The organism is Bacillus sp. FSL R10-2201 (assembly GCF_038008665.1).
Classification (GTDB): domain Bacteria; phylum Bacillota; class Bacilli; order Bacillales; family Bacillaceae_G; genus Bacillus_A; species Bacillus_A mycoides.
In genome coordinates this window covers 1,778,841-1,804,391 of the sequence record NZ_JBBOZP010000001.1, presented here as the reverse complement: position 1 = coordinate 1,804,391, position 25,551 = coordinate 1,778,841, and the positions used below count along the sequence as shown (strand labels likewise).

The following is a 25,551-nucleotide window of genomic DNA, read 5'->3' as shown; positions in this document are numbered from 1 at the left end:
AATATCATTACCTCTTTTCTAAAACCATAAAGAACGTACTATCCGGTAGCACAACCGCATTCCCAGACTCATCTTTAAAATCGATTTTCTCGCTAAGATGTTGTGTATATCCATCCTGTAAATAGTTCATAGCTTGAACGATGTTTACTTTATCTCCAAAGATACCCTTTACGAAATCCTTATAGTCGTTTGGCGTAAAGATTCCAAACTGCTCTTGCACCTCGTGAACGAAGGAATCCTCACCCCATGTATACGTATATAAGAACTCCATCGCATCGTTAACAGGCATTTTGACTGTATTGTCTGCAAGTACCTCATATTGGATTATACGCCCCTTAAATTCACGGACATACTGCTCTAAGAACTTCATTCCACCTGCATCTTTAAAATGAATCACACGCATTAACATTTTATCTTCAGTCATGATGCCATCACGAATGATAATACGACCTCCTGGCTTTATCACCTCGTAAGCACTCTGTAACCCCTTTTTAATTACTTCATGATTGAATTTCTTACCTTCATACTCAATATAAGAGAACAGCTCATGAAGGATAGAAGAATACACAATCGTATCAACCGATTCTTTATCAAACGAGCTACCTAAGTTGATAGCATCCCCTTTAATGACGTCCCAAGAACGACTTTCGTCCTGTTTCTTCTTTTTCAGCGTATCAATCACATTTTCGGAAATATCGATACCGTAGATTCGTTTATCCTCGGTCTCTTCTTCAATCATGTCTAGCATAACACCACCACCGGATCCGACATCTACAATCGTATCTCCCTTTATATAATCAAGAATAATTCGTTTATCATCAGCCGAACTATTCATATGCTCCAAATACACTTCTTCGTTATGGAATCTATCATATGCATCCTTTCGTAACCCGAAGAAATCAAAGAGCAGTACATTTGCCCGAGCATGCATCATATCTATCTTTTCTGCCTCTACACAGAAGATGATTAACGCTTCACCTACAGCAGAAAACTGAAACGACACATACGCAGTCTTCATATCTTCATCGACTTTAACCTCAAAAGAAACATGTGTTGTATTCGGCTTCTCGTTCTCACGGTACTCCCGTAGATACTTCTCAATAACCCGCTTACGATACACGTTGTCCTTCTTCTCGCCTTTGAAATCATAGTGCAACTGCTGCATCAATTTCTCGAAATGGATATGCTGAACCTTTCTAGTGCCTATCTCGTTCTTTAACATAACAAAAACTGTCCAAATATCCTCGAAGCTAAGGGCATGCATAGACGGTTCTACATACCACAAATCCTTATCAGATAAAAATGTTTGAACGTCTCTCTTCTCGCTCCCCATAATTATATCTTTTTCAAATACTGACTCCTTATGTTTTGGTGTGAGTCTATGTACACGAGAAGTAAATGGCTCCACATAACCATCAAATAGCCCATCAATTGTAATCTTCACATCGTTCTTTACTTCGCTCCACAAAGATTTTGATACACCTTCAATAATACATTGATTAAGATAGTATAGAATCTCCTTTAACCTAACGTCTCCGTATTCTTCTTTATATGTGTCAATTAAATCAATATGAGAGTTCAAACGAGCCTCTCCGCGGATATACTGCCCTATTAATCCATGTGTTCTAATTAAATCTCGAACAAACAAATACTCAGTAGAGTTTAAGTTTGTCTCTATATGTTCGATAAACTGAATATCACTAAAGATATCAGCAGAACCCTCGTTATGTACCAATAGATTGATTCCGTTCTTCTTCCATTTCTCTCGCTGTTTTAAAGAGCCTACCTTTGCAAGCTCACTATACGTTAGTACTTTTTCAATAATGCGATACGCTTCTTCATCTAAAGACAATCCATCTAACACTTGCAGCGTACGGTGTACATAGTACAACACCGCATCTGTTTTTAATTCACCAAGTACTTGTACATTCTCATAGTTTTGATGTATCTCCTCTGCCTCGATTAGATACTTTAACCACGTAGGGAGAGTATTAGAAAACCCTTCAATGTATTTATTTAGAACCTCAATATTTTTCAACTTATTTACCCCCATATATAATCAATATCAGTAGTATGGTCTGGGACATCTTCTCTAAAAAGATTATCACCTTATGCCCCCTTTACCATCTATATCTCTTTCAAATACAAATGCATCAAAACCAGTCTTTTTATCATGTAAAAGAGAGTTATCAATTTCGTTTCTAACATGCCAAGTTTGTAACACATTCTTTTGTTCATCTCTTATTTTAACTTCATCAGGAATTTCGGCGGAATAAACAGCAGGACTCAGCGAAGCATTTCTTAAATTGATAAACATATGTTGTGATAGAATCAACCGAAAATAGAAACGGCAAGCGGGTGCACTCCACTTGCCATTTTTTCATAGATTAGTATGTATTTGAATTTCTTTTGCTTTCTCTTTTTCACCCTTCACTCGTACAATTAAATCATATGATCCGGATTTTGGCGCTTCAAAAGAAAGCAGACCTTCTTGTTGAGAAGTGACTTCTTCTTCATAAATAACCTTATCACCTTTTGTAACTTGCAATAAAATCGTACCTTCTTCAACGGCTGCTTCATAAGGAATTTCCACATTTCCTTTTTCAGCTTTAATCGTTTGCACATCGTAATACCCTTGCAACGAACCAATTTTCAAAGTCGTTTCGCCATTTTTTTGAACCTTTGTGACTTGTGTTGCTGTATTGCATGCGCTTAACAATACAACAAGAGTGAAAATCATAAATAAACGTAGTAATTTCATAGAAATTCTCCTTTTTTATGTATATGAATTAAAATTCTAACTCTAAATTTTGTACCATCTTATTTCCCACCTCTTAAAATAGCTGTTTTTATAATAAAATAAGTAATAGAAAATAATAAACAAGTACCAACTATGCCAAAAACTGCAATTGAAATTTTACCTGCTAATGTTTCATTTGAATCTAATGCATTAGGTAAAATTGTACCAAAAATTGCAATACAGGCTAATACAACCATAAAATATTTAAATCTTTTTACTTTCTTATTCATACTAATTATCCCCTTTATTCCTTAACATTAACTTCTAAACCAAATCCCCATAAACCTACACCAGGACCTAATGGTACATGGAATTTGACTCTGCTTTTTCTAACTTCAAAGGATCCCCCGAGATTCCCAAATTAATATCCCCAAGTATTATACATACCAATTAATTCATATAGAAAAAGCCCCGTTCAAATCAAACACTTAAGCTCCCTTATTTTTATAATACTCAAATAATTCTACACAAACATCTCTATCGATTCATCTTAATACCTCAATTACCTTTTAAGTATATCAATGACAAAATATATAATCTAATATTTTTTATATAATTAAAAACAAACATAGTTACAACAAGAGATTGTTTGTATGCTGATTTGTACTGTATTCCCTTATTCCATGTACTCTTTAAAAAAACCTTACTTTTTAAAAAGTAAGGTTTTTTGTATTTATTCATTAGCGATATAAGCATTCTTATACGTATAAACACCACCAAATTGATGCTTCTCAATTCCTTTTACATAATCCTTTTGTACGTAAGCTGATCCCATTTGATAAAGCGGTGCAACTGCAGCATCCTCTAGCAGAATTCGCTCGGCCTCTTGTAATGCTTCCCATCTTTTATTCTGATCTAGTACTAGATCGCTTTTCGCTTTCTTTATTAATTCATCGTAGTGAAGGTTAGAATAATTCATTTTGTTATTCGGATTATCCGTCGTAAATAGTTCTAAATAACTAATTGGGTCTTTATAGTCAGGTCCCCAATTTGCCATAGATATATCGTAATCTCCTGTTTGTTCTAACTGTAATTTTTGCTTAAATGGTTGTTGTTTAATTTGTATCGTTAATCCTTGCAAATGCTTTTCTAAGTCACCTTTTATATATTCTGCCATACGTTTTGCATTATCTTGTTCATATGTTAAAAATTCGAGTTTTACTTCGTCTACTCCCAGTTCTTTCTTCGCTTCTTCCCAAATCTTTTTTGCATTTTGCAAATCATATGGAGAAAGATCTCCGTTTTCTTTTCTAAAATCTTGACCAGTCTCTTCGTTTACATGACCAACTGGTACAAGTCCACTTGCAGGTTTTGCCCCGTTATTAATAAAGTGAGTAACAAAATCCTTCTTATTTAACGCTAATGAAATAGATTGACGTACTTTCTTATTTGCTAACGCATTATTTTTTTCATTAAAACGGAGCATAGCAATCCCAGGATCGCTCGACATATGTAATTCTTTATTCCCTTTATACTTGTCTACAAATTGAGAATTAATAGGCACTCGATCCAAATCACCAGCTTGGTATAAGTTAACAACTGTCATTGTATCCTTTACAATTTGAAAGTTTATCTCGTCTAATTTCACTTTCTTTTGATCCCAATATGTAGCATTCTTCTTTAATTGAAACTCTTGTTCATGCTTCCACTTCTCTAATACAAATGGACCGTTATATATGAGATTACTAGGTTCCAATGCATAATTCTTTCCTTGTTCTTTTAAAAATGATTCGTGCTGTGGTAAGTATATAGGTAACGCTAACAACTGTAAAAAATACGGAATTGGCTGTTCTAGTTCCACTTCTAACTTATAATCATTTATAACTTTAACCCCAAGTTCATCAAGAGGCATTGTTCCCTTATTTATCTCTTTCGCATTTTTCACGTAAAAGAGCATATACGCATATTGAGACGCTGTTTCATGACTTACCGCCCGTCTCCACGCAAACATAAAATCATTGGCTGTTACACTGTCTCCATTTGACCATTTTGCATCTTTACGCAAATCAAATGTATATTTTTTACCATCTTCACTTCTTTCAAACGATTTTGCTACTGCTGGAATAGGCTGATCTTGATCATCTAATACATATAACCCTTCAAATATGTTTTGCATAACGTGCGCTGATGTACCATCCATCGTTTTTGTAGTATCAAGAGAAGGAATTTCTTCTGATACCGTTACATTTAATACTTGTTTTTTTGCCTCTGTGTCACTTTTATTCGCTTTATTATTACAAGCTGCTAATAATAAAGTTGTAACAAGTGCCATTACTATTAAATGGCTCTTTTTTCGCTTCATGAGTTGTTCTCCTTAAGTATAAAATATTATAAAGCGTTATATATTATAGCAGAAATACTAACAGAAAGATGCGACATTCTTTTGAATATTTATTCGTTCAAGAAAAAAGCTATCCTTTTAAAAAAGGATAGCTTTCTCAACTGATATATAATTACCTATCTTTGTAAACCTCGTTTATAACGACTTGCTTCAAATATAATACGCTCTTCATCTAATGTTTTACATTCACCATTCCAAACGACACGTTTACCATTAATAATTACATCGCTTATATCTTTTCCACTAGCTGCATACACAAGATGTGATAACACTTCATCTGCCGGTTGTAAATGCGGCTTATTAGATGGGTCAATCGTAATAAAATCAGCACACTTTCCAACCTCAAGTGAGCCCGTTTGTTTCATCCCGATTACTTCAGCAGCTCCTTTAGTCGCAAGTGTAAGAGCTGTTTCAACTGGTAACGCTGTTGCATCTTGATGAATACCTTTTTGTAATAATGTTGCAATGCGCATTTCTTCAAACATATCTAAATTGTTGTTAGACGCCACACTATCTGTTGCAATTCCTACTTTTATTCCTGCTTCTAGCATCGCTTTTACATTCGCTATACCAGAACCTAGTTTTAAATTACTATTTGGGTTATGAGCTACTCGAACATCATGTTCTGCTAAAAATGCACGCTCATTTTCATTTAATACTACACCGTGTGCAATAACTGTTGGGCGTTTAAACAATCCGCAACTTGCTGCATATTCTACTGGACGCTTCCCATACTGTGCTTCAATATCACGTACTTCACGCTCTGTTTCAGAAAGATGAATATGAACCATCGTTTGATTTTCTACTGCAATACGAGCACACTCTTCTAACAGTTCTGTGGAACATGTATATGGACTATGTGGTGCAACCATCGTAGTTAACATACCACTTTCGTTATAGTAACGCTTCACATATTTCTCAGCTTCTTCAATTGCTTTCTTTTCATCGTCTTTCGTTCCGAAGCTAAATAAAGTTCTTGAAACAGCAGCACGCATTCCACTCCTTGATACCGTTTCCATAATTGCATCTTGGTCTACTCCAATAGGATTAAACATATCAGAGAATGATGTTGTACCACTTTTCACCATTTCAAGTAATCCTAATTCCGTGCTAGCGACCGCAAGCTCTGGCGTAAACTGACTTTCAAGTGGCCAAATTCTCGTCTCAAGCCATGGCTGCAATAACATATCATCTCCGATACCTCTCAAAAGGCTCATAACAACATGTGTATGTGTATTGACAAGCCCTGGTAAAACCCACTTTCCTTTCATGTCAATTACTTCATCTACTTCAAAATCGTTAGCGAATTCTCCGCTATTTATATCTATAATTTGATCATTTTCTACAATGATATATCCATTTTCTATCACTTCATTTTGTTCATTCATCGTTGCAATTGTAGCGTTTACATAAGTTGTTTTCAAAAGTATTTCCCCTTTCAACTCTATGAAGTTCCCTTTAATTAGTTACCACCATTATAGTAACTTATTGAAGATTAAGAGTCAAAAGATAATTTTAATTCTTTCGTTGTCTTTTCCTTCAAAATGCTATATTGTTTTTCATTTGTATCTGCAAATGCTTCTTCACGGCTCGACTTCATGTCCATATAGTTTAATGTTTCATGAAATTGGGTCCTAGTAAAATCATACCTTTTCCCATCTACTTTATTGTAGAAATGCCATACTTCACCTATCTTCGTCTTTATTATCTCTCCCCCGCACAATTCTTGGACAATAAGGGCCGTTACACCACATTGTCCCTTTGCTGGGCTTTCGCTCGTCCACTTAGAACTCGTTTCTATTGACCAAGATTTTCTTAATGCTTCATATAGTTGTTTAATCTTTATGCTATCCATATTCAGCATCTCCTGACATTAGCAATTTCACACATCATATTATAAAAGCAGTAAAAGGCAATTTTTAAAAATCATTACTATTTGTAACACCGTTCAATATATTGAACGGTGTTACAAATGATTTAATTCACCTTTGCTCCATAACATCTCGCAACTGCAACCGCCTGCGCTATATCTAATTTCACGTTTTTTAAATCAAAAGCTTTAAAATCAACTCTATCAACTACAGCTCCTCTTAAATCCGCCCCACTAAGTTTCACCTTACCTAATTGTGCGCCCGTTAAATCCGCTTCACGCAAATCTGCTTTTTCTAAATTACATTCATATAGGTCAGCTTCAATTAAACGAATACCCTTTAACATTTGTTTACTTAAGTTCGCAAACCTTAAATTCGTATATGACCAATCGCCTGATATAATTGTTATTCCGTCTAAATTCGCCTCTTCGAAATCCGAACCAGTCATTTTACATTCTTCAAACTTAGATACAAATAAATTCGCACCAAAAAACCTACAATTAGCAAACGTAGTTCCTTGATGGATAGAAGCATTAAAAAGAGTACCAGTAAAATCACATTCTATGAAATTACAATTTTTAGTAAAAACTTCTGATGCATCTATCCCTCTAAAACGGCATTTTATGAAGGTACAATTTTTCAATTCCTCGTCTTTTATCCAGACATCTTGAAAATCTATTTCTACATATTCTTTATTTACAAATTCACTCATAATCAATCCTCCAATTTTTCAAAAAACCTCACTTCAGCATGAAGTGAGGTTTCTTCTTATACAATATGCTCATCTAACCATGAAATCAAATCTTGAAATACATCTTCTCTATTCACTTCATGGAACATTTCATGTCTACCATTTTCATATAAACGAAGTGTTACATCTTTCACACCACATTTTTTATAGTTTTCGTATACTTCTTTTACACCTTTCCCCATATCCCCAACAGGATCACGATCACCAGAGAATATATGTATTGGAAGATTTTTTGGTGTCTTCTTGTATTCTTCTATTTTATTTACTTCTAGAACTCCATGAAACAATTCTCGGTAAAAACTAGTCGTGCAAATGAATCCACATAACGGATCCGCAATATACTTATCAACTTGATGAATATCTGAAGATAACCAATCAAATTTCGTACGATTTGGCTTAAAGTGTGAGTTGAAGTTTCCGAAAGATAAGAAGTTCAGCATCGGACTTTTCGTTTTCTTTCCGCGAAGTTTCATCTCAATTGTCGCTACTTTATGACCGATACTTCCTAAAAGCCCTGGATTTCCACCAGTTCCTGAAATAAGGAATCCATCATATAATTCACCTTTAAGTTGTACAGCACGTCTTGATAAAAAAGAACCCATACTATGTCCAAGTAAAAATAACGGGCATGTCTGCTCTTCTTTTATCATTTCCGAAACAAAGATAACATCAGACACAGCCTGATTCCAACCTACATTTGGTTCAAAATGACCATAGTCTTCTTCCCTTTTCACTGTTTTTCCATGCCCTTTATGATCATGAGCATAAACACCATATCCTGCTTCTAATAAAGCATCAATAAATTCTGTATAAACACCTGCATGTTCTGTCATACCATGTGCAATTTGAACAATTCCCCGCGGATTTCCTTCTGGTAACCATTTACGCAAGTAAATTTCCGATTTATCCAATGCCGTAACGAAATTTTCCTGTATGCTCATTCCGACAGCCTCCAAATCTATTATGTATATCTTTTTTTATAATGAATAAACATTCATTATTCTTATTATGTATTATATTCAATTGCTTTCATTATGACAAATGATCTATTTTTCCGATTACATATTAAACTATTATCTTGACGAATTTAAAATAAAATTATATAGTTACTTACATTAAGTAATTAATATATTTTTAGGAGGTTTTAATCATGATGCCCTCACTATTTTTAGCACATGGATCACCTATGCTTGCTATTCAAGATACAGACTATACACGCTTTTTAAAGACACTTGGAGAAACATATAAACCGAAAGCTATTGTTATTTTTACCGCTCACTGGGAAAGTGAAGTATTAACGATCTCCTCTTCAGATGAAGTATATGAAACAATTTATGACTTTGGAGGTTTTCCTCCTGAGTTATACGAAATCAAATATCATGCGAAAGGCTCTTCTAGCATTGCGTCTATGCTAGAAACAAAATTTAAAAACAAAGGCATTCCAGTCCATCATAATATGACGAGAGGTTTAGATCATGGCTCATGGACACTCCTGCATCGTATGTACCCAGAAGCCAATATTCCTGTCGTACAAATATCAGTAAATCCATTCCTTCCTGCAAAAGAACAATTTGAAATTGGAGAAGCACTAAAAGGACTTGGACAAGAAGATATTTTAGTAATCGGCAGCGGAGTTACTGTTCATAATTTACGAGCATTAAAATGGAATGAAACAACTCCGGAACAATGGGCGATTGAATTTGATGATTGGATTATAAATCATATGCATACTAGCGATAAAGATGCATTGTTTAACTGGGAAAGAAATGCTCCTCATGCACAATTAGCTGTACCAAGAGCGGAACATTTTGTTCCTCTATTTATCGCGATGGGTAGTGGTGAGAACGACGGTACGGTCATTCACCGTAGCTACGAGCTTGGTACATTAAGTTATCTTTGCCTTCAATTTTAATGAAAAAGGATGAAGCAATATTGCTTCATCCTTTTTCTGTTTTTCATTCACATAGTTAACTAACTTCCAAATGTCGTTTCTCTGATACCTCTTCGTTCTTACTATGAAAATAAACCCAAATGCACGCAATAAATAATAGTGATGATGTAGAGAAGAAAACATATTGGAAGCCTGCATGAGCTGCAATTTGTCCACCAAGTACTGGCCCAATCATATTTCCTAAAAACTGAAACGATTGATTATATCCAAATATTCGTCCCGTTACATGGGTTGGCGTATGTTGTTTTAGTAGAGTTTGTACGGAAGGTAATAGTCCTGCTTGTGCAATACCTAATAAAAAGCGAAGAATTAATAGTTGCCAAGCTGAGGTTACAAATGCTTGCGGAATAAAAATAATTCCTGCAGCAAACAACGCTACAACTAACGTTTTTTGAGGTCCAATATGATCTGATAATCTTCCTAGCTTAGGAGCTGCTAAAATAACTGCTAATCCTGTCGCAGACATGACTGCACCTGCAAGCATTTCAATATGATCTGTTCCTGGTCCTGCCAAATGCTTTACGTACAACGTAATAATAGGTTGAATCGACATATTTGCAAGCTGAATAATAAACGTTGCTACAAATAAACTTATTATTAAATGTTTTGCAGGGACCATCGTCCATACTTTTTTCGGCTGTGCCTTTTTTTCTTTAGCAGAATGTTTCTCCTCATGTAAGAAGAAAAAGACGATAAGAAAGGACAGGAATAAGAAAGCTCCTGTAACTAGAAAAACATGGCGCATTCCGATTAACTCTGACAAATAACCTCCGAGTATCGGCCCAAGTAATGAACCGCTCACGCCTCCAGTTGAGATTGTAGAAATTGCCCAACCTGAATGTTCTTGCGGAGTTTCTGCAGCAATAAGTGTCATCGCTGTAGAAAGGAAACCTGATACCGATCCCATTAAAAACCGAAGTGCGACTAATTGATACACATCTGTCACAAACCCCATAAGCGTCATAATTATCGCCATACCAAGGCTCGCACGTATAAGCATCAATTTCCGACCATGTATATCACCAAGCTTGCCCCATATTGGTGATACGATCGCACCCATTAAAAATGTCACACCAAATGCAAGTCCCGACCACTGTGCAATACTAGAAGTGCCGGTCACCCCTAATTCCTCAATATAAAAAGATAAAAAAGGAATTACTAAACTCATACCGGCTGCAGTGGTAAAACAACCTAGCCAACAAATCATTAAATTTCGTTTCCAGCTGGCCATTTTCACACCTTCTTTCATTCGATACCCATTCTACACCGTTTTCTAGAAAAAGTTTAGTAATTTGCTTTATACATAATAAAACTCTATCCCTTTGCATTCTTTGCAAAGGGATAGAGTTAATTATCTCCTATGGGTATTAAACGTGCATTACAGCATCGCTCGTAAAACTCAATCGGACCTGCTTGTCCTATAATTGCATACTCATATCCGCTTTTCTTCATGTTATATAAACAATGATTCAATAACGTCTTCCCAACACCGTTCACACGATTATGTTTCGCTGTACCCATCGGGCCAAACAACCCTTTCTTTCCTCTCACAACATCGTAACAAGCGAAACCAATGATTTCTCCTCCTTGTTCAGCAATAAAAATAGGTAACTCTTCTTTATATGTCCGAAATCCATAATCTAAAGATTTTAACCAACGCTCACCAAATTCATCCTTAACAAAACGTGCCAACTTTTCAAAATCAGAAGAGATCGCTTTTCTAATATTACAGCTTAAACTATTACAAATAGGATCAAATATTGTTAATGCAACCGTCAAGTCTCTTGGTTCAGATGTAATTTGCAATAGATCTTTTTTCATCTTTTCACTTATAACCTTATCAATAACTGTATCCCCTTGAAAAATTGCATATAAAACATGCCCTTCATTTATTACTATTTGCTGAAAACGTTCCATCCGTTTCTTCGCTACTTTTAAAACTTCTATCGTCTTATTTGAAACTTTAAACTCCCCAACATTTATGTATTCTATTTCATTTGCATAATATTGTTGGAGTAACGATATCTTTGCTAAAAAATCCATACCCACCGTGTGAAATAAATACATATGTAACTCCGCGCAAACTCCAGTACCTTCCTTACAAGCTCCTATAAATAGATGAACTGGATGGATAATACCTTTACTACACTCAGCCTCTTCTGCTGCAATCTCCAATATTTTATATGCACGTTTTGTAAATTGGAATTCCATCATCTATATCCCTTCCCCTAATGACTTATTATCAAACCATAACCGTATATAATAGAAACAATTACTCCAACCATTAATATGCCTGGAAGTAAATTTGCCACTTTAATTTTAATAAATCCAAGTAAGTTTAATCCGATTGCGAATATCATAATACCGCCAGTAGCCGTCATTTCCACTATAAATTGATTCATTAATTCTTTTGGAACAAAACTATTAATTTGTGTTGCAAAAACTGCAATACCTCCCTCATATAAAATCACTGGAATCGCTGAAAATACTACGCCAATTCCTAGAGTTGTCGTTAATATAATAGAAATGAATCCATCGATAATCGCCTTTGTAAATAAAATATCATGATTTCCGCGAATCCCACTGTCCAATGCACCAAGTATCCCCATCGCTCCGATTGCAAAAATAAGCGTGGCTGTTACAAAGCCTTCTGATATGCTCCCTTTCCCTTTCGATCCAACTTTATTTTCTAGCCAATCCCCTAACAGTTTTAACCTTTCTTCTAATTGTAGCCATTCTCCGATTACCGTACCAATAACTAAACTTAGTATGACAACAAGAAAATTTTCACTTTTTAACGCCATTTGAAGTCCAAGTACAGTAACCGCTAAACCAATTGCATGCATAATTGTTCCCTTCATACTTTCTGGAATCGCACTAAATAATTTACCAAGTAAAGTACCAAATATAATACAAATCCCATTTACAACTGCTCCTAATATAACCATTTCTCATTCTTCACCCTTCGAATTCTTTATTTCTATATTTTGGTTTATACATTGATTTACAGGTTACCTATATGTTAACGTAATATTGTGAATATTAACAAACGTTTTTCACTACATAACCCGCTATTTTTTTGTAACTATACAAAGACCGATTGCCTTTAGTAGATTCATTGTTAATCTAATTGCGGGATAAACTCAAAAGGGAAGGTATTTATGAAAACTTTACTAAAACGATTTCTGTTAATAGCCTTTTTCATTACACCAATTGTTTTATTAATCAACTACTCTTTTATTTCAAAAGCGAAAGACAAACCTGATATGCAAAACAAATCTAGTAAAACAGCTTCAAAAAGCGAAAAGAAAACCGAAGACCCTGAAATCACACTCACCTTCTCTGGTGATACAATGTTCGATTGGCAATTACGTCCCGTAATCGAAAAAAATGGGGCTGATTATCCATTCCAACACGTAAAAGAAGAAATAACGAAAGCTGATATTTCTTTTGTTAATTTAGAGTCAGCATTTACAACGAGAGAAAAAAAAGTACCTGGGCAACAATTTTGGATTAAAAGTGATCCATCCACACTACAAGCCATTAAAAACACCGGATATGACATCGTGAACATTGGCAATAACCATACGCTTGATTATGGGCAAGATGGACTACTAGACACCATTTCTCACGTCGAAAAATTAAAACTACCTTACACTGGAGCCGGAAAAAATGCTGAAGATGCTTATACTGCTCGTGAACTAACTGTAAAAGGAAAAAAGTTTAAATTTCTTTCCTTTGTACGCTTTATGCCCAACTTTAATTGGGTAGCTGGTGACAATAAACCCGGCGTTGCAAACGGATATGACCTAGATCTTGTAACAAAAACGATTCAAGAGCAAAAGAAAGATGCTGATTATGTAATCGTCTATATGCATTGGGGCGTCGAAAAATCTAATCGCCCAATAGAATACCAGAAACAATATGTTCCGAAAATGGTAGAGGCGGGTGCTGATGCAATCGTTGGAAGTCACCCGCATTGGTTACAAGGATTTGAGTATTACAATAAAGTTCCTATCGCATACTCGTTAGGAAACTTTTTATTCCCTAATTATGTAAATGGAAAGAGTGCCGAAACAGGCGTATTAACTTTAACCTTTAAAGGTAAGGATGTCCAAATGTCATTCAATCCTTACATCATTCGCAACAACCAAGTTTCTCCTGTAAATGAAGAAGAAAAGAAAAAAGCACTGCAATATTTACAAACGGTTTCAACTGATGTAGAAATTGATGACACTGGGAAAATAATAAACAAACGCAACTAAACAGCACGAGATTCATTTCTCTGTAACATACATTACGGGATAGGTGATGAATATGCTGAAAAACTTATTAGAAAATATAAGTCTGTTAGAAAACGTGTATAAAATATCTATAGCGATCCTGCTTTTATGTTCATTTTTTTCTGTTAGACTTCTAAGAAAAATAAAGCGAGAGAGAAAACTTACTCCCTTTGAATTTACAATGTATGTAATCATTCGTATTGCAATACTTTTTTGGTTAACTAGCTTTATCCTTCTTGAATATGGAGCGTATTTCGTTTAACTTTCAAAGAATAAAAAAGATAGAACAAGCAGGATTTCCCTCCGCTTGTATCTACCTTTTTTATTTCAAGTAGAATTGTATGTTAACTCTTTTCTTTTATTAAATAAGTAAATCAAACAGCACAGGATTTTTATTAAGCTCCACGAATTGAATGTTATTTTCTTGAAAACGAGTAATTAAAGCTTCATAGTCTTCCTTATGCTTTAATTCTACCCCCACTAAAGCTGGACCATTTTCTTTATTATGTTTCTTAATATACTCAAAGCGAGTAATATCATCTTCCGGTCCTAATCCTTTATCAAGAAACTCTCGTAGTGCTCCTGAACGTTGCGGAAATTCAATGATGAAATAGTGCTTTAATCCTTCATGAATAAGGGATCGTTCTTTCATTTCTTGCATTCTATCAATATCATTATTTCCACCACTTAACGTGCATACAACTGTTTTTCCCTTTATTTCATCTCTGTATAGATCAAGTGCCGCAATAGAAAGCGCACCAGCTGGCTCTGCTACAATCGCATTTTTCTTATACAGTTCTAAAATCGTTGTACAAACCTTTCCCTCCGGTACTAAAACAATATCATCAATTACATCTTTACATGTTTCAAAAGTTAACTTTCCTACCTTCTTAACAGCTGCTCCATCAACAAAACTATCAATCTTTTCTAATGCAACATTTTCATTTTGAAGAAAAGCTTCTTTCATAGATGCAGCTCCCATCGGTTCTACACCGATTACCTTTGTAGTAGGACTAACCCCCTTTACATATGTACCAATACCAGATGCTAATCCACCACCGCCAATTGCTGTAAATATATAATCAACTGGTTTCTCCATATCATGCATAATTTCAACAGCGACTGTTCCTTGACCAGCAACGACATACGGATCATCAAACGGATGTACAAATGTCATCCTATTTTCTACACAATAGCGCTGCGCCTCTTGGAAAGAACTATCAAATGTATCACCAACTAATACAATGTCTGCGAAATCACCACCGAAAAATTCAACTTGTGATACTTTTTGCTTAGGTGTCGTTGTCGGCATGAAAATTTTTGACGGAATCTTCAATAAATTACACGTATAAGCAACTCCTTGTGCATGATTACCAGCACTTGCACAAACAACACCATTTTGTAACTTTTCTTTCGGTAAACTTTGAATTAAATTATACGCACCACGAATTTTGAAAGAACGAATAACTTGTAAATCTTCTCGCTTAACATATACGTCACATTCATATTTCTCAGATAAAACTGAATCTCGTTGTAACGGTGTTTTAATAACGATATCTTTCATGTAATTATGAGCCATTAAGATATCTTCAATTTTCACTCTCTCCTTTACATTTTGCACCATTTTATATCATCCTTATCTCTTTTTATATTGGCTCAATCAAAATTCGGGATTTTCAGAACTGCACCTGTATTCGCCGATGTTACCATTTGTGCATAACGTCCAAGCCACCCAGTTTTCACTTTTGGTTCTGGTCGTTTCCACCCTTTTTTACGCTTCTCTAATTCCTCATCACTAACTCTCACTTCTAACAAGCGTTCCTCAACATCAATACATACAATATCTCCTTGTTCAAGAAGTGCAATCGTTCCGCCAGCTGCTGCTTCTGGTGAAATATGCCCTACCGAAATACCACGTGAAGCACCAGAGAAGCGACCATCAGTTAAAAGTGCAACATCTGCTCCTAATCCCATACCAGCAATTGCTGATGTTGGTGCTAACATTTCCGGCATACCAGGTCCGCCTCTTGGTCCTTCATAGCGAATAACAACTACATCTCCTTTCTTAACTTTCCCAAGCATTATGCCGGCAAGCGCCTCATCTTGTGAATTAAAAATAACGCAAGGTCCTTCAAATCGTTTTACTTCTGTTGCTCCGCTTTTAATAACCGCTCCGTCTTTCGCAAGGTTTCCTTTTAATATACGTAATCCTCCTTCTTCACTATGAGGATTTTCTAGAGAATGAATAACTTCCTTATCTTGAATCTCTGCATGAGCAATATTTTCTCTTAATGTTTGCCCAGTAGCAGTTATACGATCAAGGTGAAGTACCCCTTCTTTTCGGCTCATCTCTTTCAAAATTGCACTAATCCCGCCTGCGCGATCGATATCTTCCATATGCCAATTAGAAGCTGGACTTACTTTACATAAATGCGGTACACGTCTTGAAACTGCATCAATGCGGTTCATATCGTAATCTAACCCCGCCTCTTGTGCGAGTGCTAACGTGTGTAATACTGTATTCGTTGATCCACCCATCGCCATATCAAGTGCAAACGCATCATCAATTGCTTCTTCTGTTACAATGTCGCGTGGTTTAATATCTCTTTCAATTAAAATTTTTAATTTTTCTGCTGCTTGTTTAATTAACTCCTCACGTCTTGGATCAATCGCTAAAATACTCCCGTTTCCAGGAAGAGCTAAACCTAACACTTCACATAAACAGTTCATAGAGTTCGCTGTAAACATACCGGAACAAGAACCACAAGATGGACAGCCATGATCTTCAATATCCTTTAATTCTTCTTCTGAAATTTTCCCAGATTGATAGGCTCCTACCCCTTCAAAAACAGAACTTAAATCGACAACTTCCCCTTTAGATGTTTTCCCCGCTGCCATCGGACCACCTGAAACGAAAACAGTTGGAATGTTTATTCGAAGTGCAGCCATCATCATACCTGGTGTAATTTTGTCACAGTTTGGAATACAAATCATTCCGTCAAACCAGTGTGCATTTACAACCGTTTCTACTGAATCTGCAATGATTTCACGACTCGGAAGCGAATAACGCATACCGATATGACCCATCGCAATACCGTCATCTACTCCAATTGTATTAAATTCAAATGGAACCATGCCTGCTGCACGTACTGCTTCTTTAACAAGTTTCCCAAACTCATTTAAGTGCTTATGACCTGGAATAATTTCAATAAAAGAATTACAAATTGCTATGAATGGTTTATCAAAATCTTCATCTTTTAAACCAGTTGCTTTTAATAAACTACGATGCGGAGCTTTATCAAAACCTTTTTTAATCATGTCACTTCTCATCTTGTCAAATCCCCTCTTACATATTTTTCACTTATACTCTATTAATCTATTTCTTTACTAATTCTTTCGGTGCATGAATCCAGCTCATCATTTCACGAAGCTCTGCTCCTACTTTTTCTAGCTGATGATTTTGTTCTGCTTTTTTCATCGCACTATACGTTGGACGCCCTGCTTGATTTTCTAAAATCCATTTCTTCGCAAATTCACCTTGCTGAATTTCTGTAAGAACACGTTTCATTTCCTTCTTCGTTTCATCTGTAACAATTCTCGATCCTGTTACATAATCTCCAAACTCTGCCGTATCTGAAATAGAATGACGCATACTCGTTAATCCGCCTTCGTACATTAAATCAACAATTAACTTTAATTCATGCAAACATTCAAAGTATGCAATTTCAGGACGATATCCACCTTCCGTTAACGTTTCAAAACCAGCTTTCACAAGTGCTGTTACTCCTCCGCAAAGTACTGCTTGCTCACCGAATAAGTCTGTCTCTGTTTCTTCTTGGAATGTCGTTTCAATTACACCTGCACGTGTACAACCTACACCTTTTGCATACGCTAGTGCTACACTTAATGCTGTTCCCGTTGCATCTTGATGCACTGCGACTAATGCTGGGACACCATTTCCTTCTTGGAATACACGGCGAACGAGATGACCTGGACTTTTCGGCGCGACCATCGCTACATCTACGTAACTTGGCGGATTAATTTGTCCGAAGTGAATATTAAAACCATGTGAGAAAAGTAACATTTGTCCTTCACGAAGATTCTCTTCTACTTCTGTTTTATATACATACGCTTGTTGTTCATCCGGCAATAACATTTGTACAACTTGTGCGGTTCGAACCGCTTCTGAAACAGACATTACTTCAAATCCATCAGCTTTTGCTACTTCATATGACTTACCAGGGCGAACACCAACTACAACTTCCACACCAGAATCTCGTAAATTTTGTGCTTGTGCATGACCTTGAGATCCATATCCGACTACCGCAACTGTTTTCCCTTTTAATAGCTCTAAATTTGCATCTTTCTCATAATAAGTTTTCATATTCCATACACTCCTTATAATTTATTTACTTGCAGTACATTGATTAATTTTTTCAACTGACTAACAAGTAACGTTGCTTCATTTTCAGTACAAACTGCTGTTAGTTTCACTTCAGAAACACCACTTGTATCTCTTTCGTTTAAGCTTAAAGAAGAAATATAATAACCACGCCGAGCAAAAATTCCGCTTATACGTAATAAGACGCTCGGATCGTTATGAATAACTAATGAAAAAGTATGACTCATTCTTCCCACCTCTTCATAATCATTTCGTTATTCCCTTTGTTTGGCGGAACCATCGGAAAAACGTTCTCACCTTCTTCTACACAAAAGTCAACTACGACAGGACCTTCATGAGAAAATGCTTCTAGCATTACCTTTTTCGCCTCAAACGAATTTGTTGCTCTTAGCCCTTTTACACCATAAGCTTCTGCTACTTTCACAAAATCTGGTGACCCAATTCTCGATTCCGACAAACGGTTTTCATAAAACATTTCTTGCCATTGCCTTACCATTCCTAAAAATTTGTTGTTTATGATGAATACTTTGACAGGAATATTATTTTCAGCAATTGTTTGCAGCTCTTGAATGTTCATTTGGAAAGAAGCATCACCAGCAATACAGATGACAAGTTCTTCTTCTTTTGCAAGCTGAGCACCAATTGCTGCTGGAAAACCAAATCCCATCGTCCCTAATCCCCCTGATGTTAGGAAAGTCCGTGGTTTTCTCGCTTTATAAAAGTGAGCAGCCCACATTTGATGCTGTCCTACCTCTGTCGTGACAATCGCTTCACCATTCGTTAATTCACTTACTAAGTTGATAACATGCTGTGGTTTTAACTCAAATTCTTTTTGCTTATATGAAAGTGGATATTCTTCTTGCCATTTCTTCACTTTCTGAAGCCATTCATCTGTTTGTGAATAAATAGACATATGTAATAGCATATGTAGCGCCTTTTTCACATCACCAACAATCGGATGCTCTACAGTTACATTTTTATGGAACTCAGAAGGATCAATATCAATATGTACTTTTTTCGAATGCGGAGAAAAAAGTTCTAATTTTCCTGTTACACGATCATCGAAACGAACACCTAACGCCAGTAATAAGTCACATTCTGTTACTGCCATATTTGCAGTGTACGTTCCATGCATACCGAGCATTCCTAAAAACAACGGATCTCCCGGCGGATATGCACCCAGTCCCATTAAAGTTGAAACGACTGGAATACGATTCTCCCTCGCAAACTTGATGAGTTCTTCAGATCCGCCTGAATGAATGACGCCTCCCCCGATATAAAGGAGTGGGCGTTTTGCTTTTGAAATTGATTTTGCTACCTCCCTCAGTTTCAAACTGTCTGACAAAGGTTCTGGTTTATATCCTGGAATCTCCACTTCTTCATTAAAGAAACATATTACATTTGCATTTTGAACATCTTTTGGAATATCGATTAATACCGGTCCCGGTCGCCCGCTTTCGGCGATGTAAAAAGCTTCTTGCACAGTTCGTGATAAATGATTTACATCACGAACTTGGTAATTATGCTTCGTAACAGGTACTGTAATTCCGACAACATCCGCTTCTTGAAATCCGTCTTTACCAATTAAAGGCGTTGCAACTTGCCCTGTAATGACAACTAAAGGAATCGAATCCATATAAGCATCTGCTAAACCCGTAACTAAATTCGTCGCCCCTGGGCCAGAGGTAGCAAAGACTACCCCAACCTTTCCAGAAGCTCTCGCATATCCTTCCGCTGCATGAATTGCAGCTTGTTCATGACGAGTTAACACGTGCTTTAAACCACTTTCGTATAACGCATCGTATATTGGTAAAATCGCTCCGCCTGGATAACCGAAAACGGTCGTTACACCTAATTTCTTCAAACATTGAATAACGTGTCCAGCACCTGTAGCTTCTTCACTCTGCAGTTCATCACATGCTGTATACTGTTCCTCCATTTTAATTAACTCCTCTCCCTATTTACGCTAAACTTGCCGCCAATCCTGGAACACGTACTCCTCTTTCTCTCGTTAATTTTTTAAATTCTTCGGTTAATCTTTTTGTTACATCTCCTGGTTTTCCATCTCCAATTTCTCTTGAATCTACTTTCACTACAGGAATTAGTTCCGCTGCAGTTCCTGTTAAAAACACTTCATCTGCTACATATACGTCATGGCGAGTAAATGGCCTTTCCTCACATGGAATACTTAGACGCTCACATAACTCAATCACACTATTTCTCGTAATACCTTCTAGCGCCCCTAAGTACGAAGGAGGTGTTAACACTTTTCCATCTTTCACAATGAAAACATTATCTCCAGACCCTTCACAAACATATCCTTGTTGATTTAACATAAGAGCCTCTAGCACTCCCGCTTGTGCCGCTTCAATTTTTACAAGCACGTTATTTAAATAGTTCATTGACTTAATGCGTGGGTCTAATGCGTCTGGCGTATTACGTCTTGATGCAACAGACACAACGCTTAGTCCATTATCATAAAATTCCTGAGGGAATAACTTTAATTGTTCTGCAATGATAATTACGCTCGGTTTCACACAGCTTCTCGGATCGAGCCCTAAGTCACCTTTTCCTCTTGAAACAATTAATCGAATGTAGGCATCCGTGTATTCATTTTTTTGCAATGTTTGTACAACTGCTTCTTCCATTTCATCTACCGTCATTGGAATTGTAAGTAAAATAGATTTCGCCGATTCATATAATCGTTTCACATGTTCTTTTAAACAAAATACATTTCCTCCGTAACTACGAATCCCTTCAAATACACCGTCTCCGTATAAAAAACCGTGATCATATACTGAAATAACTGCCTTTTCTTTCTCTACAAATTCCCCATTCATATAGATGGACTGGTTTCCCATCTCACATCGCTCCTCTGTTTTATCTCTGTTTTTGCAATCTATTTCTATATCGATTGCTGAGATGAGTATTTTTAACAGAATATTCAGTATACTAACCTTAAAAATATACTCGTCTCAACAATCGATTACTTACACACTTGTAGCAATCCATTGCTGAGACGAGAGACTCGTGGTACCACTCAGCTTCCTTACACTTCTCACGAAATATAAGCTCTGCAAGTCCAATTAGACTTTTGTTTTTCTATCGGAAACAACTCCGCTACTTTTTACTAACTTCAAAAGCAGTGCTCCGAGGTGATTTTCAATGATTCAATTGTTACCACCCTCACAGCCTTTGGGCGGCTCTCTGAAACAATCTTTATCATTTACTCTCCTCTTCCTCGCATTCTTTTATTCTATTTTTTAAAATAAAAACTCTCGCCTCAGCAATCAACTACTACAAATTAGTAGCTTTGATTGCTGAGGCGAGAGTTTCGCGTTACCACTCAGCTTCCTTATACTTCTCACGAAATATAAGCTTCATAGGTCCAATCAGACCTCCGTCCTTTTACCGGAGACGATGCCGCCGCCCTCTACTCAGTTTCCCTTTCGCAAGCGATGCTCCGAGGTGATCTTCAATGATTCGATTGCTACTACTCTCTCAGCCTAGGAGTAGCTCTCTGAAACGACCATAATCATCTACTTTCCTCTTCTTTGCATATACAACATATAAAGTTAGAAAATTCTTAATTCACTTTTATTTGTTACACGTATTATAGGACGCGGTTCTTTTCATTGTCAACATGTTTTTAGAAAAAAATTAAAATTCATTCTATTCACTAGAAATCTATTTATTTTTTCTCAAAACAAAATCGGAATGAACTTCTTACACATACTCATATATTACTTAAGTATGTTCGCATTACTACATAAAGAAAAACAACTTAAAAACATATAAAATTTATGAGGAGATGAGAAAACTATGCTAAAAGGAAAAATAGCATTAGTTACAGGAGCAAGCCGAGGAATTGGGCGTGCTATCGCAAAACGGTTAGCAAACGACGGTGCATTAGTTGCTGTTCATTATGGAAATCGAAAAGAAGATGCTGAAGAAACTGTTCATGAAATTCAATCAAATGGCGGATTAGCTTTTTCTATCGGTGCAAATCTTGAATCTTTACACGGTGTAGACAACCTGTATATTTCTTTAGATAACGAATTACAAAAAAGAACTGGTGGAACACAATTTGATATTTTAATAAACAACGCTGGAATCGGTCCTGGTGCTTTTATTGAAGAAACGACTGAACAATTTTTTGATAGAATGGTTTCAGTAAATGCAAAAGCACCATTCTTTATCATTCAACAAGCACTACCACGTTTACGTGATAATAGCCGAATTATTAATATTTCATCAGCTGCCACCCGCATTTCTTTGCCTGATTTCGTTGCATATAGTATGACGAAAGGTGCAATTAACACGATGACTTTCACGCTTGCAAAACAACTCGGAGCACGAGGAATAACAGTAAATGCAATACTTCCAGGCTTTATTAAAACAGATATGAACGCAGAACTATTGAGCGACCCAATGATGAAACAGTACGCTACTACTATTTCCGCCTTCAATCGCTTAGGTGAAGTAGAAGATATTGCCGATACTGCTGCTTTTCTTGCTTCTCCAGACAGCCGCTGGGTTACTGGACAATTAATTGATGTTAGCGGAGGATCTTGTTTATAAAAAACATATATTTTCAAATCTTTTTTATTGCGCAATAAAACAATTTATATAATACTATATAAAACATATACATTTAGGAGGATTACAGCAATGTCTGAAAAAACATACGAACTCGCAACCTTCGCAGGCGGTTGTTTTTGGTGCATGGTAAAACCATTTGATGAGCTTCCCGGTATTCAAAAAGTACTTTCCGGCTATGCAGGTGGTCATGTAGAAAACCCAACATACGAACAAGTAAAGACTGGAACATCTGGACATTTAGAAGTTGTACAAATTACATTCGATCCTTCTATTTTTCCTTATCAAAAATTACTAGATTTATATTGGCCGCAAATCGATCCAACTGATGATGGCGGACAATTCTTTGACCGTGGTCCCTCTTACCGCACAGCAATTTTTTATCATAATGAAACACAAAAAGAGCTTGCAGAAAAATCGAAGCAAACTCTAGCAGAAAGCGGTATGTTTAAAGATCCTATTGTGACTGAAATTCTTCCTGCTGCACCTTTTTATGAAGCAGAAGAGTACCACCAACATTTCTATAAAAAGAATCCAGAGAAATATGCTAACGAGCAAAAAGAATCTGGCCGTGAAGACTTTATAAAAGAAAATTGGCAAAAAAAATAATAAAAACGCATCGTGCTTTCTTTTTAAAGTGCGATGCGTTTTTATCTTTGAAAAAGGATTCTTATTCAGCAAATTCACGTTTGATCATTTCCTACATATCTTACGCCATAATTACTCCTAGAATAGAATAATAGTACTAACGATTTATTGAGATTTTAATATTTTTATTCCTCATCAACAAATATTAAAACTAATAAAATGGTTGAATCATCCAGTCGTTAAAACTAATTAACCGGCAGTCGAATACCGTTCCAGTTACCTACATCACATTGGCCAAATTCATTATTACCTACCGCGACCACCGTGCCGTCTGATTTAAGTCCGACCGTATGCGCACAACCAGCCGCTATCGCTACAATATCGCGCCAATCACTTACATTACATTGACCATACTCATTCCAGCCCACTGCCACCACGGTACCGTCTAATTTAAGTCCGATTGTATGATTACTCCCTGCCGCTATTGCCACAATATTGCGCCACTCTCTTACATCACATTGACCCTGTTTATTATTACCCACAGCCGTCACCATACCGTCAGATGTAATACCAACTGTATGAAGATATCCCGCCGCTATCGCCACAATATCATGCCAGCTACTTACATTGCATTGGTCATACCGATTATTACCCACAGTCGTCACCGTTCCGTCCAATTTAAGACCGACTGTATGCCAGTCACCCACCGCTATCGCCACAATATCACGCCAGCTACTTATATTGCATTCTCCTTCTTTATTTCGTCCCACCGCTATCACCGTGCCATCCGGTTTCAGGCCAAAGGTACGACGCCAGCCCGCCGCAACCGATACAATATTATGCCAGTCGTTTACATCACATTGATCATGCTTATTCCACCCCACTGCAACCGCAGTATTATCACATTTAAGAGCGATTGTATGAGCATTACCCGTGTTCGTCGCCATATGAACATTGCCCGCTGCGACTGCTTCAATATTACACCAGCCGCTTACATGGCATTCATCTTCTTTATTTCGTCCCATTGCTACCACCGTGCCATCTGATTTAAGAGCAACGGTATGACCACGACCCGCCGCTATCGTATCTTTAGGCCACCGTTTCACTTTTAACACCTCTTCTTTCGGTGAAATGTAATTCATGTTTTACCTCCTTGCATATAAGCAACTGTATCCAAATAGATATTTTCATCAAATTTCATTATAAATGAACTAACTTTTTTATAAATCTACATCTCCAAAGGAACCTATTACTTCTTCTTCAAAAATAAAAACCTCCAGTTTAAATACTAGAGGTCTTCTATTTTATTTCTTTAGTCTCTCAATAAAATCCTGTAACTTATCAAGCGATTTCATATTATGATTACAAGCTACACCATCTTTGCAAATATAGTTTCCCTTTCTAACGAAAGTTCCTGGTACATCACCTTTAATTTCAACTAAAAACATTCCTACTTCTTCATGCCCATGACATAATGAACAAATGCTTTTTTTATTTAAACTTTGAAATGTTCCTTGCAGACCAACAAACTTATTTTTATCATTTTTCGCTATAATAAATTTCCTGCTTGACCCTTTATCAATCCAGCTTAAATAAGATAATTCTTTCATGTCCAGTTCTTCCATATCAGGAAGTTTTAATTTTTTCGCTTTAGGAAATAATTTTTTTAATGTTTGTGCTGTAACTTCCTGAAACGGAATGACATACGGATTTATTTTCATTAAAAACGATTCTGCATCTTCTCTATTTTGAACTGTTAATACCGTATCAATTAACTCTTTCTGTTCATCCGTTAAATTCTCAAATACATGTATTATCTTTTCAATCGCAAGTGATTTTAACGCTTGAATTACACCTCTATCATTTGCCGTTGCATGCCCATTTGCTAAAATATAAGCTTGTGACTTTATAAAATTGTATTGATCACTTCTAATAAAAGCTTCCATCTTTATCACTCCATACAAA

The 25,551-nt window shown here is 36.3% G+C and carries 25 protein-coding genes and 2 other annotated features; of the genes, 5 read left to right on the top strand and 20 right to left on the bottom strand.

The window, feature by feature from the left end; all coding sequences use genetic code 11:
- Window positions 1-7 precede the first annotated feature (7 nt).
- From NSQ69_RS09390 to NSQ69_RS09345, 9 genes are all read right to left on the bottom strand, one after another.
- Window positions 8-2,053 carry a class I SAM-dependent methyltransferase gene (locus tag NSQ69_RS09390; RefSeq protein ID WP_078176846.1) on the bottom strand — a complete coding sequence of 682 codons (2,046 nt, stop codon included), beginning with the start codon at window positions 2,051-2,053 and terminating at the stop codon, window positions 8-10.
- Between the two features lie 51 nt (window positions 2,054-2,104).
- Window positions 2,105-2,335, bottom strand: coding sequence for a hypothetical protein (locus NSQ69_RS09385; RefSeq protein WP_033728031.1), 231 nt, complete (start codon window positions 2,333-2,335; stop codon window positions 2,105-2,107).
- A 45-nt stretch (window positions 2,336-2,380) separates the two neighbouring features.
- Window positions 2,381-2,761, bottom strand: coding sequence for a BA_1872 family lipoprotein (locus tag NSQ69_RS09380; RefSeq protein ID WP_002189199.1), 381 nt, complete (start codon window positions 2,759-2,761; stop codon window positions 2,381-2,383).
- A gap of 59 nt (window positions 2,762-2,820) precedes the next feature.
- Window positions 2,821-3,030: a hypothetical protein gene (locus tag NSQ69_RS09375; protein ID WP_033730373.1), complete on the bottom strand. Its 210-nt coding sequence runs from the start codon at window positions 3,028-3,030 to the stop codon at window positions 2,821-2,823.
- A gap of 443 nt (window positions 3,031-3,473) precedes the next feature.
- A complete protein-coding gene (locus tag NSQ69_RS09365; RefSeq protein WP_078203080.1) occupies window positions 3,474-5,102 on the bottom strand; it encodes a peptide ABC transporter substrate-binding protein in 1,629 nt (542 codons plus the stop codon).
- Window positions 5,103-5,257: 155 nt separating this feature from the next.
- Complete coding sequence (locus NSQ69_RS09360) at window positions 5,258-6,583, bottom strand: bifunctional S-methyl-5'-thioadenosine deaminase/S-adenosylhomocysteine deaminase (RefSeq protein ID WP_002086280.1); 1,326 nt, start codon at window positions 6,581-6,583, stop codon at window positions 5,258-5,260.
- Between the two features lie 53 nt (window positions 6,584-6,636).
- Window positions 6,637-6,996 carry a YunG family protein gene (locus NSQ69_RS09355; RefSeq protein ID WP_002086281.1) on the bottom strand — a complete coding sequence of 120 codons (360 nt, stop codon included), beginning with the start codon at window positions 6,994-6,996 and terminating at the stop codon, window positions 6,637-6,639.
- A gap of 122 nt (window positions 6,997-7,118) precedes the next feature.
- Complete coding sequence (locus tag NSQ69_RS09350; RefSeq protein WP_002031189.1) at window positions 7,119-7,724, bottom strand: pentapeptide repeat-containing protein; 606 nt, start codon at window positions 7,722-7,724, stop codon at window positions 7,119-7,121.
- Window positions 7,725-7,780: 56 nt separating this feature from the next.
- On the bottom strand, window positions 7,781-8,704 hold the full coding sequence (locus NSQ69_RS09345) for an alpha/beta fold hydrolase (protein WP_002086283.1): 924 nt from the start codon (window positions 8,702-8,704) through the stop codon (window positions 7,781-7,783).
- 209 nt (window positions 8,705-8,913) lie between these two features.
- On the opposite strand from NSQ69_RS09345, the gene NSQ69_RS09340 reads away from it, so the two are divergent.
- Window positions 8,914-9,675: a DODA-type extradiol aromatic ring-opening family dioxygenase gene (locus NSQ69_RS09340; RefSeq protein ID WP_002012144.1), complete on the top strand. Its 762-nt coding sequence runs from the start codon at window positions 8,914-8,916 to the stop codon at window positions 9,673-9,675.
- A 55-nt stretch (window positions 9,676-9,730) separates the two neighbouring features.
- Here NSQ69_RS09340 and NSQ69_RS09335 read toward each other — a convergent pair whose 3' ends face one another.
- The 3 genes from NSQ69_RS09335 to NSQ69_RS09325 all read right to left on the bottom strand — a co-directional run bounded on the left by NSQ69_RS09335 (window position 9,731) and on the right by NSQ69_RS09325 (window position 12,662).
- Entirely contained in the window at window positions 9,731-10,945 is a 1,215-nt protein-coding gene (locus NSQ69_RS09335) for a multidrug efflux MFS transporter (RefSeq protein ID WP_002086285.1), read from the bottom strand.
- 116 nt (window positions 10,946-11,061) lie between these two features.
- Window positions 11,062-11,928: a GNAT family N-acetyltransferase gene (locus NSQ69_RS09330; RefSeq protein ID WP_002126793.1), complete on the bottom strand. Its 867-nt coding sequence runs from the start codon at window positions 11,926-11,928 to the stop codon at window positions 11,062-11,064.
- 14 nt (window positions 11,929-11,942) lie between these two features.
- The gene (locus tag NSQ69_RS09325) at window positions 11,943-12,662 is read right to left on the bottom strand and encodes a DUF554 domain-containing protein (RefSeq protein WP_000236011.1); all 720 of its coding nucleotides are present in this window, start codon (window positions 12,660-12,662) and stop codon (window positions 11,943-11,945) included.
- Between the two features lie 213 nt (window positions 12,663-12,875).
- Between NSQ69_RS09325 and NSQ69_RS09320 the strand changes: the two genes are divergently transcribed.
- Together NSQ69_RS09320 and NSQ69_RS09315 are read left to right on the top strand one after the other, a co-directional pair.
- Complete coding sequence (locus NSQ69_RS09320; protein WP_002126792.1) at window positions 12,876-13,979, top strand: CapA family protein; 1,104 nt, start codon at window positions 12,876-12,878, stop codon at window positions 13,977-13,979.
- Window positions 13,980-14,031: 52 nt separating this feature from the next.
- The gene (locus NSQ69_RS09315; protein ID WP_012260734.1) at window positions 14,032-14,259 is read left to right on the top strand and encodes a hypothetical protein; all 228 of its coding nucleotides are present in this window, start codon (window positions 14,032-14,034) and stop codon (window positions 14,257-14,259) included.
- A 99-nt stretch (window positions 14,260-14,358) separates the two neighbouring features.
- On the opposite strand, the gene ilvA is transcribed toward NSQ69_RS09315, so the two are convergent.
- The 6 genes from ilvA to ilvE are packed head-to-tail and all read right to left on the bottom strand — an operon-like array spanning window position 14,359 to window position 21,260.
- Window positions 14,359-15,621, bottom strand: coding sequence for a threonine ammonia-lyase IlvA (gene ilvA, locus NSQ69_RS09310; RefSeq protein ID WP_341099196.1), 1,263 nt, complete (start codon window positions 15,619-15,621; stop codon window positions 14,359-14,361).
- A 32-nt stretch (window positions 15,622-15,653) separates the two neighbouring features.
- Window positions 15,654-17,327, bottom strand: coding sequence for a dihydroxy-acid dehydratase (gene ilvD / locus NSQ69_RS09305; protein WP_002012150.1), 1,674 nt, complete (start codon window positions 17,325-17,327; stop codon window positions 15,654-15,656).
- Window positions 17,328-17,373: 46 nt separating this feature from the next.
- A complete protein-coding gene (gene ilvC, locus NSQ69_RS09300) occupies window positions 17,374-18,381 on the bottom strand; it encodes a ketol-acid reductoisomerase (protein ID WP_002126790.1) in 1,008 nt (335 codons plus the stop codon).
- A 14-nt stretch (window positions 18,382-18,395) separates the two neighbouring features.
- The gene (locus tag NSQ69_RS09295; RefSeq protein WP_002126787.1) at window positions 18,396-18,626 is read right to left on the bottom strand and encodes an ACT domain-containing protein; all 231 of its coding nucleotides are present in this window, start codon (window positions 18,624-18,626) and stop codon (window positions 18,396-18,398) included.
- Window positions 18,623-20,338 (bottom strand): acetolactate synthase large subunit, encoded by a 1,716-nt coding sequence (ilvB, locus tag NSQ69_RS09290; RefSeq protein ID WP_002126786.1) that lies wholly within the window; start codon window positions 20,336-20,338, stop codon window positions 18,623-18,625. Before ilvB ends, NSQ69_RS09295 begins: the two co-directional genes overlap by 4 nt.
- A 22-nt stretch (window positions 20,339-20,360) precedes the next feature.
- Window positions 20,361-21,260 (bottom strand): branched-chain-amino-acid transaminase, encoded by a 900-nt coding sequence (gene ilvE / locus NSQ69_RS09285; RefSeq protein WP_078203077.1) that lies wholly within the window; start codon window positions 21,258-21,260, stop codon window positions 20,361-20,363.
- A gap of 151 nt (window positions 21,261-21,411) precedes the next feature.
- Window positions 21,412-21,650 (bottom strand) — a binding site (T-box leader).
- A gap of 67 nt (window positions 21,651-21,717) precedes the next feature.
- Window positions 21,718-21,963 (bottom strand) — a binding site (T-box leader).
- Window positions 21,964-22,221: 258 nt separating this feature from the next.
- Here ilvE and NSQ69_RS09280 point away from each other — a divergent pair.
- Window positions 22,222-22,980, top strand: a complete 759-nt coding sequence (locus tag NSQ69_RS09280) for an SDR family oxidoreductase (protein ID WP_002126779.1) — start codon at window positions 22,222-22,224, stop codon at window positions 22,978-22,980.
- Between the two features lie 90 nt (window positions 22,981-23,070).
- Window positions 23,071-23,607 carry a peptide-methionine (S)-S-oxide reductase MsrA gene (gene msrA, locus NSQ69_RS09275; RefSeq protein WP_002126778.1) on the top strand — a complete coding sequence of 179 codons (537 nt, stop codon included), beginning with the start codon at window positions 23,071-23,073 and terminating at the stop codon, window positions 23,605-23,607.
- Window positions 23,608-23,831: 224 nt separating this feature from the next.
- Here msrA and NSQ69_RS09270 read toward each other — a convergent pair whose 3' ends face one another.
- Window positions 23,832-24,728, bottom strand: coding sequence for an RCC1 domain-containing protein (locus tag NSQ69_RS09270; protein ID WP_341099195.1), 897 nt, complete (start codon window positions 24,726-24,728; stop codon window positions 23,832-23,834).
- A gap of 162 nt (window positions 24,729-24,890) precedes the next feature.
- Window positions 24,891-25,532 (bottom strand): FusB/FusC family EF-G-binding protein, encoded by a 642-nt coding sequence (locus NSQ69_RS09265; protein ID WP_002126776.1) that lies wholly within the window; start codon window positions 25,530-25,532, stop codon window positions 24,891-24,893.
- Window positions 25,533-25,551: the final 19 nt, after the last annotated feature.

What these genes read in the sequence shown, in the direction of transcription:
- NSQ69_RS09390 (WP_078176846.1), bottom strand. Translation starts at nt 2,053, where the DNA reads ATGGGGGTAAATAAGTTGAAAAATATTGAGGTTCTAAATAAATACATT.
- NSQ69_RS09380 (WP_002189199.1), bottom strand. Translation starts at nt 2,761, where the DNA reads ATGAAATTACTACGTTTATTTATGATTTTCACTCTTGTTGTATTGTTA.
- NSQ69_RS09375 (WP_033730373.1), bottom strand. Translation starts at nt 3,030, where the DNA reads ATGAATAAGAAAGTAAAAAGATTTAAATATTTTATGGTTGTATTAGCC.
- NSQ69_RS09365 (WP_078203080.1), bottom strand. Translation starts at nt 5,102, where the DNA reads ATGAAGCGAAAAAAGAGCCATTTAATAGTAATGGCACTTGTTACAACT.
- NSQ69_RS09355 (WP_002086281.1), bottom strand. Translation starts at nt 6,996, where the DNA reads ATGGATAGCATAAAGATTAAACAACTATATGAAGCATTAAGAAAATCT.
- NSQ69_RS09350 (WP_002031189.1), bottom strand. Translation starts at nt 7,724, where the DNA reads ATGAGTGAATTTGTAAATAAAGAATATGTAGAAATAGATTTTCAAGAT.
- NSQ69_RS09345 (WP_002086283.1), bottom strand. Translation starts at nt 8,704, where the DNA reads ATGAGCATACAGGAAAATTTCGTTACGGCATTGGATAAATCGGAAATT.
- NSQ69_RS09340 (WP_002012144.1), top strand. Translation starts at nt 8,914, where the DNA reads ATGATGCCCTCACTATTTTTAGCACATGGATCACCTATGCTTGCTATT.
- NSQ69_RS09335 (WP_002086285.1), bottom strand. Translation starts at nt 10,945, where the DNA reads ATGGCCAGCTGGAAACGAAATTTAATGATTTGTTGGCTAGGTTGTTTT.
- NSQ69_RS09330 (WP_002126793.1), bottom strand. Translation starts at nt 11,928, where the DNA reads ATGATGGAATTCCAATTTACAAAACGTGCATATAAAATATTGGAGATT.
- NSQ69_RS09325 (WP_000236011.1), bottom strand. Translation starts at nt 12,662, where the DNA reads ATGGTTATATTAGGAGCAGTTGTAAATGGGATTTGTATTATATTTGGT.
- NSQ69_RS09320 (WP_002126792.1), top strand. Translation starts at nt 12,876, where the DNA reads ATGAAAACTTTACTAAAACGATTTCTGTTAATAGCCTTTTTCATTACA.
- NSQ69_RS09315 (WP_012260734.1), top strand. Translation starts at nt 14,032, where the DNA reads ATGCTGAAAAACTTATTAGAAAATATAAGTCTGTTAGAAAACGTGTAT.
- ilvA (WP_341099196.1), bottom strand. Translation starts at nt 15,621, where the DNA reads ATGGTGCAAAATGTAAAGGAGAGAGTGAAAATTGAAGATATCTTAATG.
- ilvD (WP_002012150.1), bottom strand. Translation starts at nt 17,327, where the DNA reads ATGAGAAGTGACATGATTAAAAAAGGTTTTGATAAAGCTCCGCATCGT.
- ilvC (WP_002126790.1), bottom strand. Translation starts at nt 18,381, where the DNA reads ATGAAAACTTATTATGAGAAAGATGCAAATTTAGAGCTATTAAAAGGG.
- NSQ69_RS09295 (WP_002126787.1), bottom strand. Translation starts at nt 18,626, where the DNA reads ATGAGTCATACTTTTTCATTAGTTATTCATAACGATCCGAGCGTCTTA.
- ilvB (WP_002126786.1), bottom strand. Translation starts at nt 20,338, where the DNA reads ATGGAGGAACAGTATACAGCATGTGATGAACTGCAGAGTGAAGAAGCT.
- ilvE (WP_078203077.1), bottom strand. Translation starts at nt 21,260, where the DNA reads ATGGGAAACCAGTCCATCTATATGAATGGGGAATTTGTAGAGAAAGAA.
- NSQ69_RS09280 (WP_002126779.1), top strand. Translation starts at nt 22,222, where the DNA reads ATGCTAAAAGGAAAAATAGCATTAGTTACAGGAGCAAGCCGAGGAATT.
- msrA (WP_002126778.1), top strand. Translation starts at nt 23,071, where the DNA reads ATGTCTGAAAAAACATACGAACTCGCAACCTTCGCAGGCGGTTGTTTT.
- NSQ69_RS09270 (WP_341099195.1), bottom strand. Translation starts at nt 24,728, where the DNA reads ATGAATTACATTTCACCGAAAGAAGAGGTGTTAAAAGTGAAACGGTGG.
- NSQ69_RS09265 (WP_002126776.1), bottom strand. Translation starts at nt 25,532, where the DNA reads ATGGAAGCTTTTATTAGAAGTGATCAATACAATTTTATAAAGTCACAA.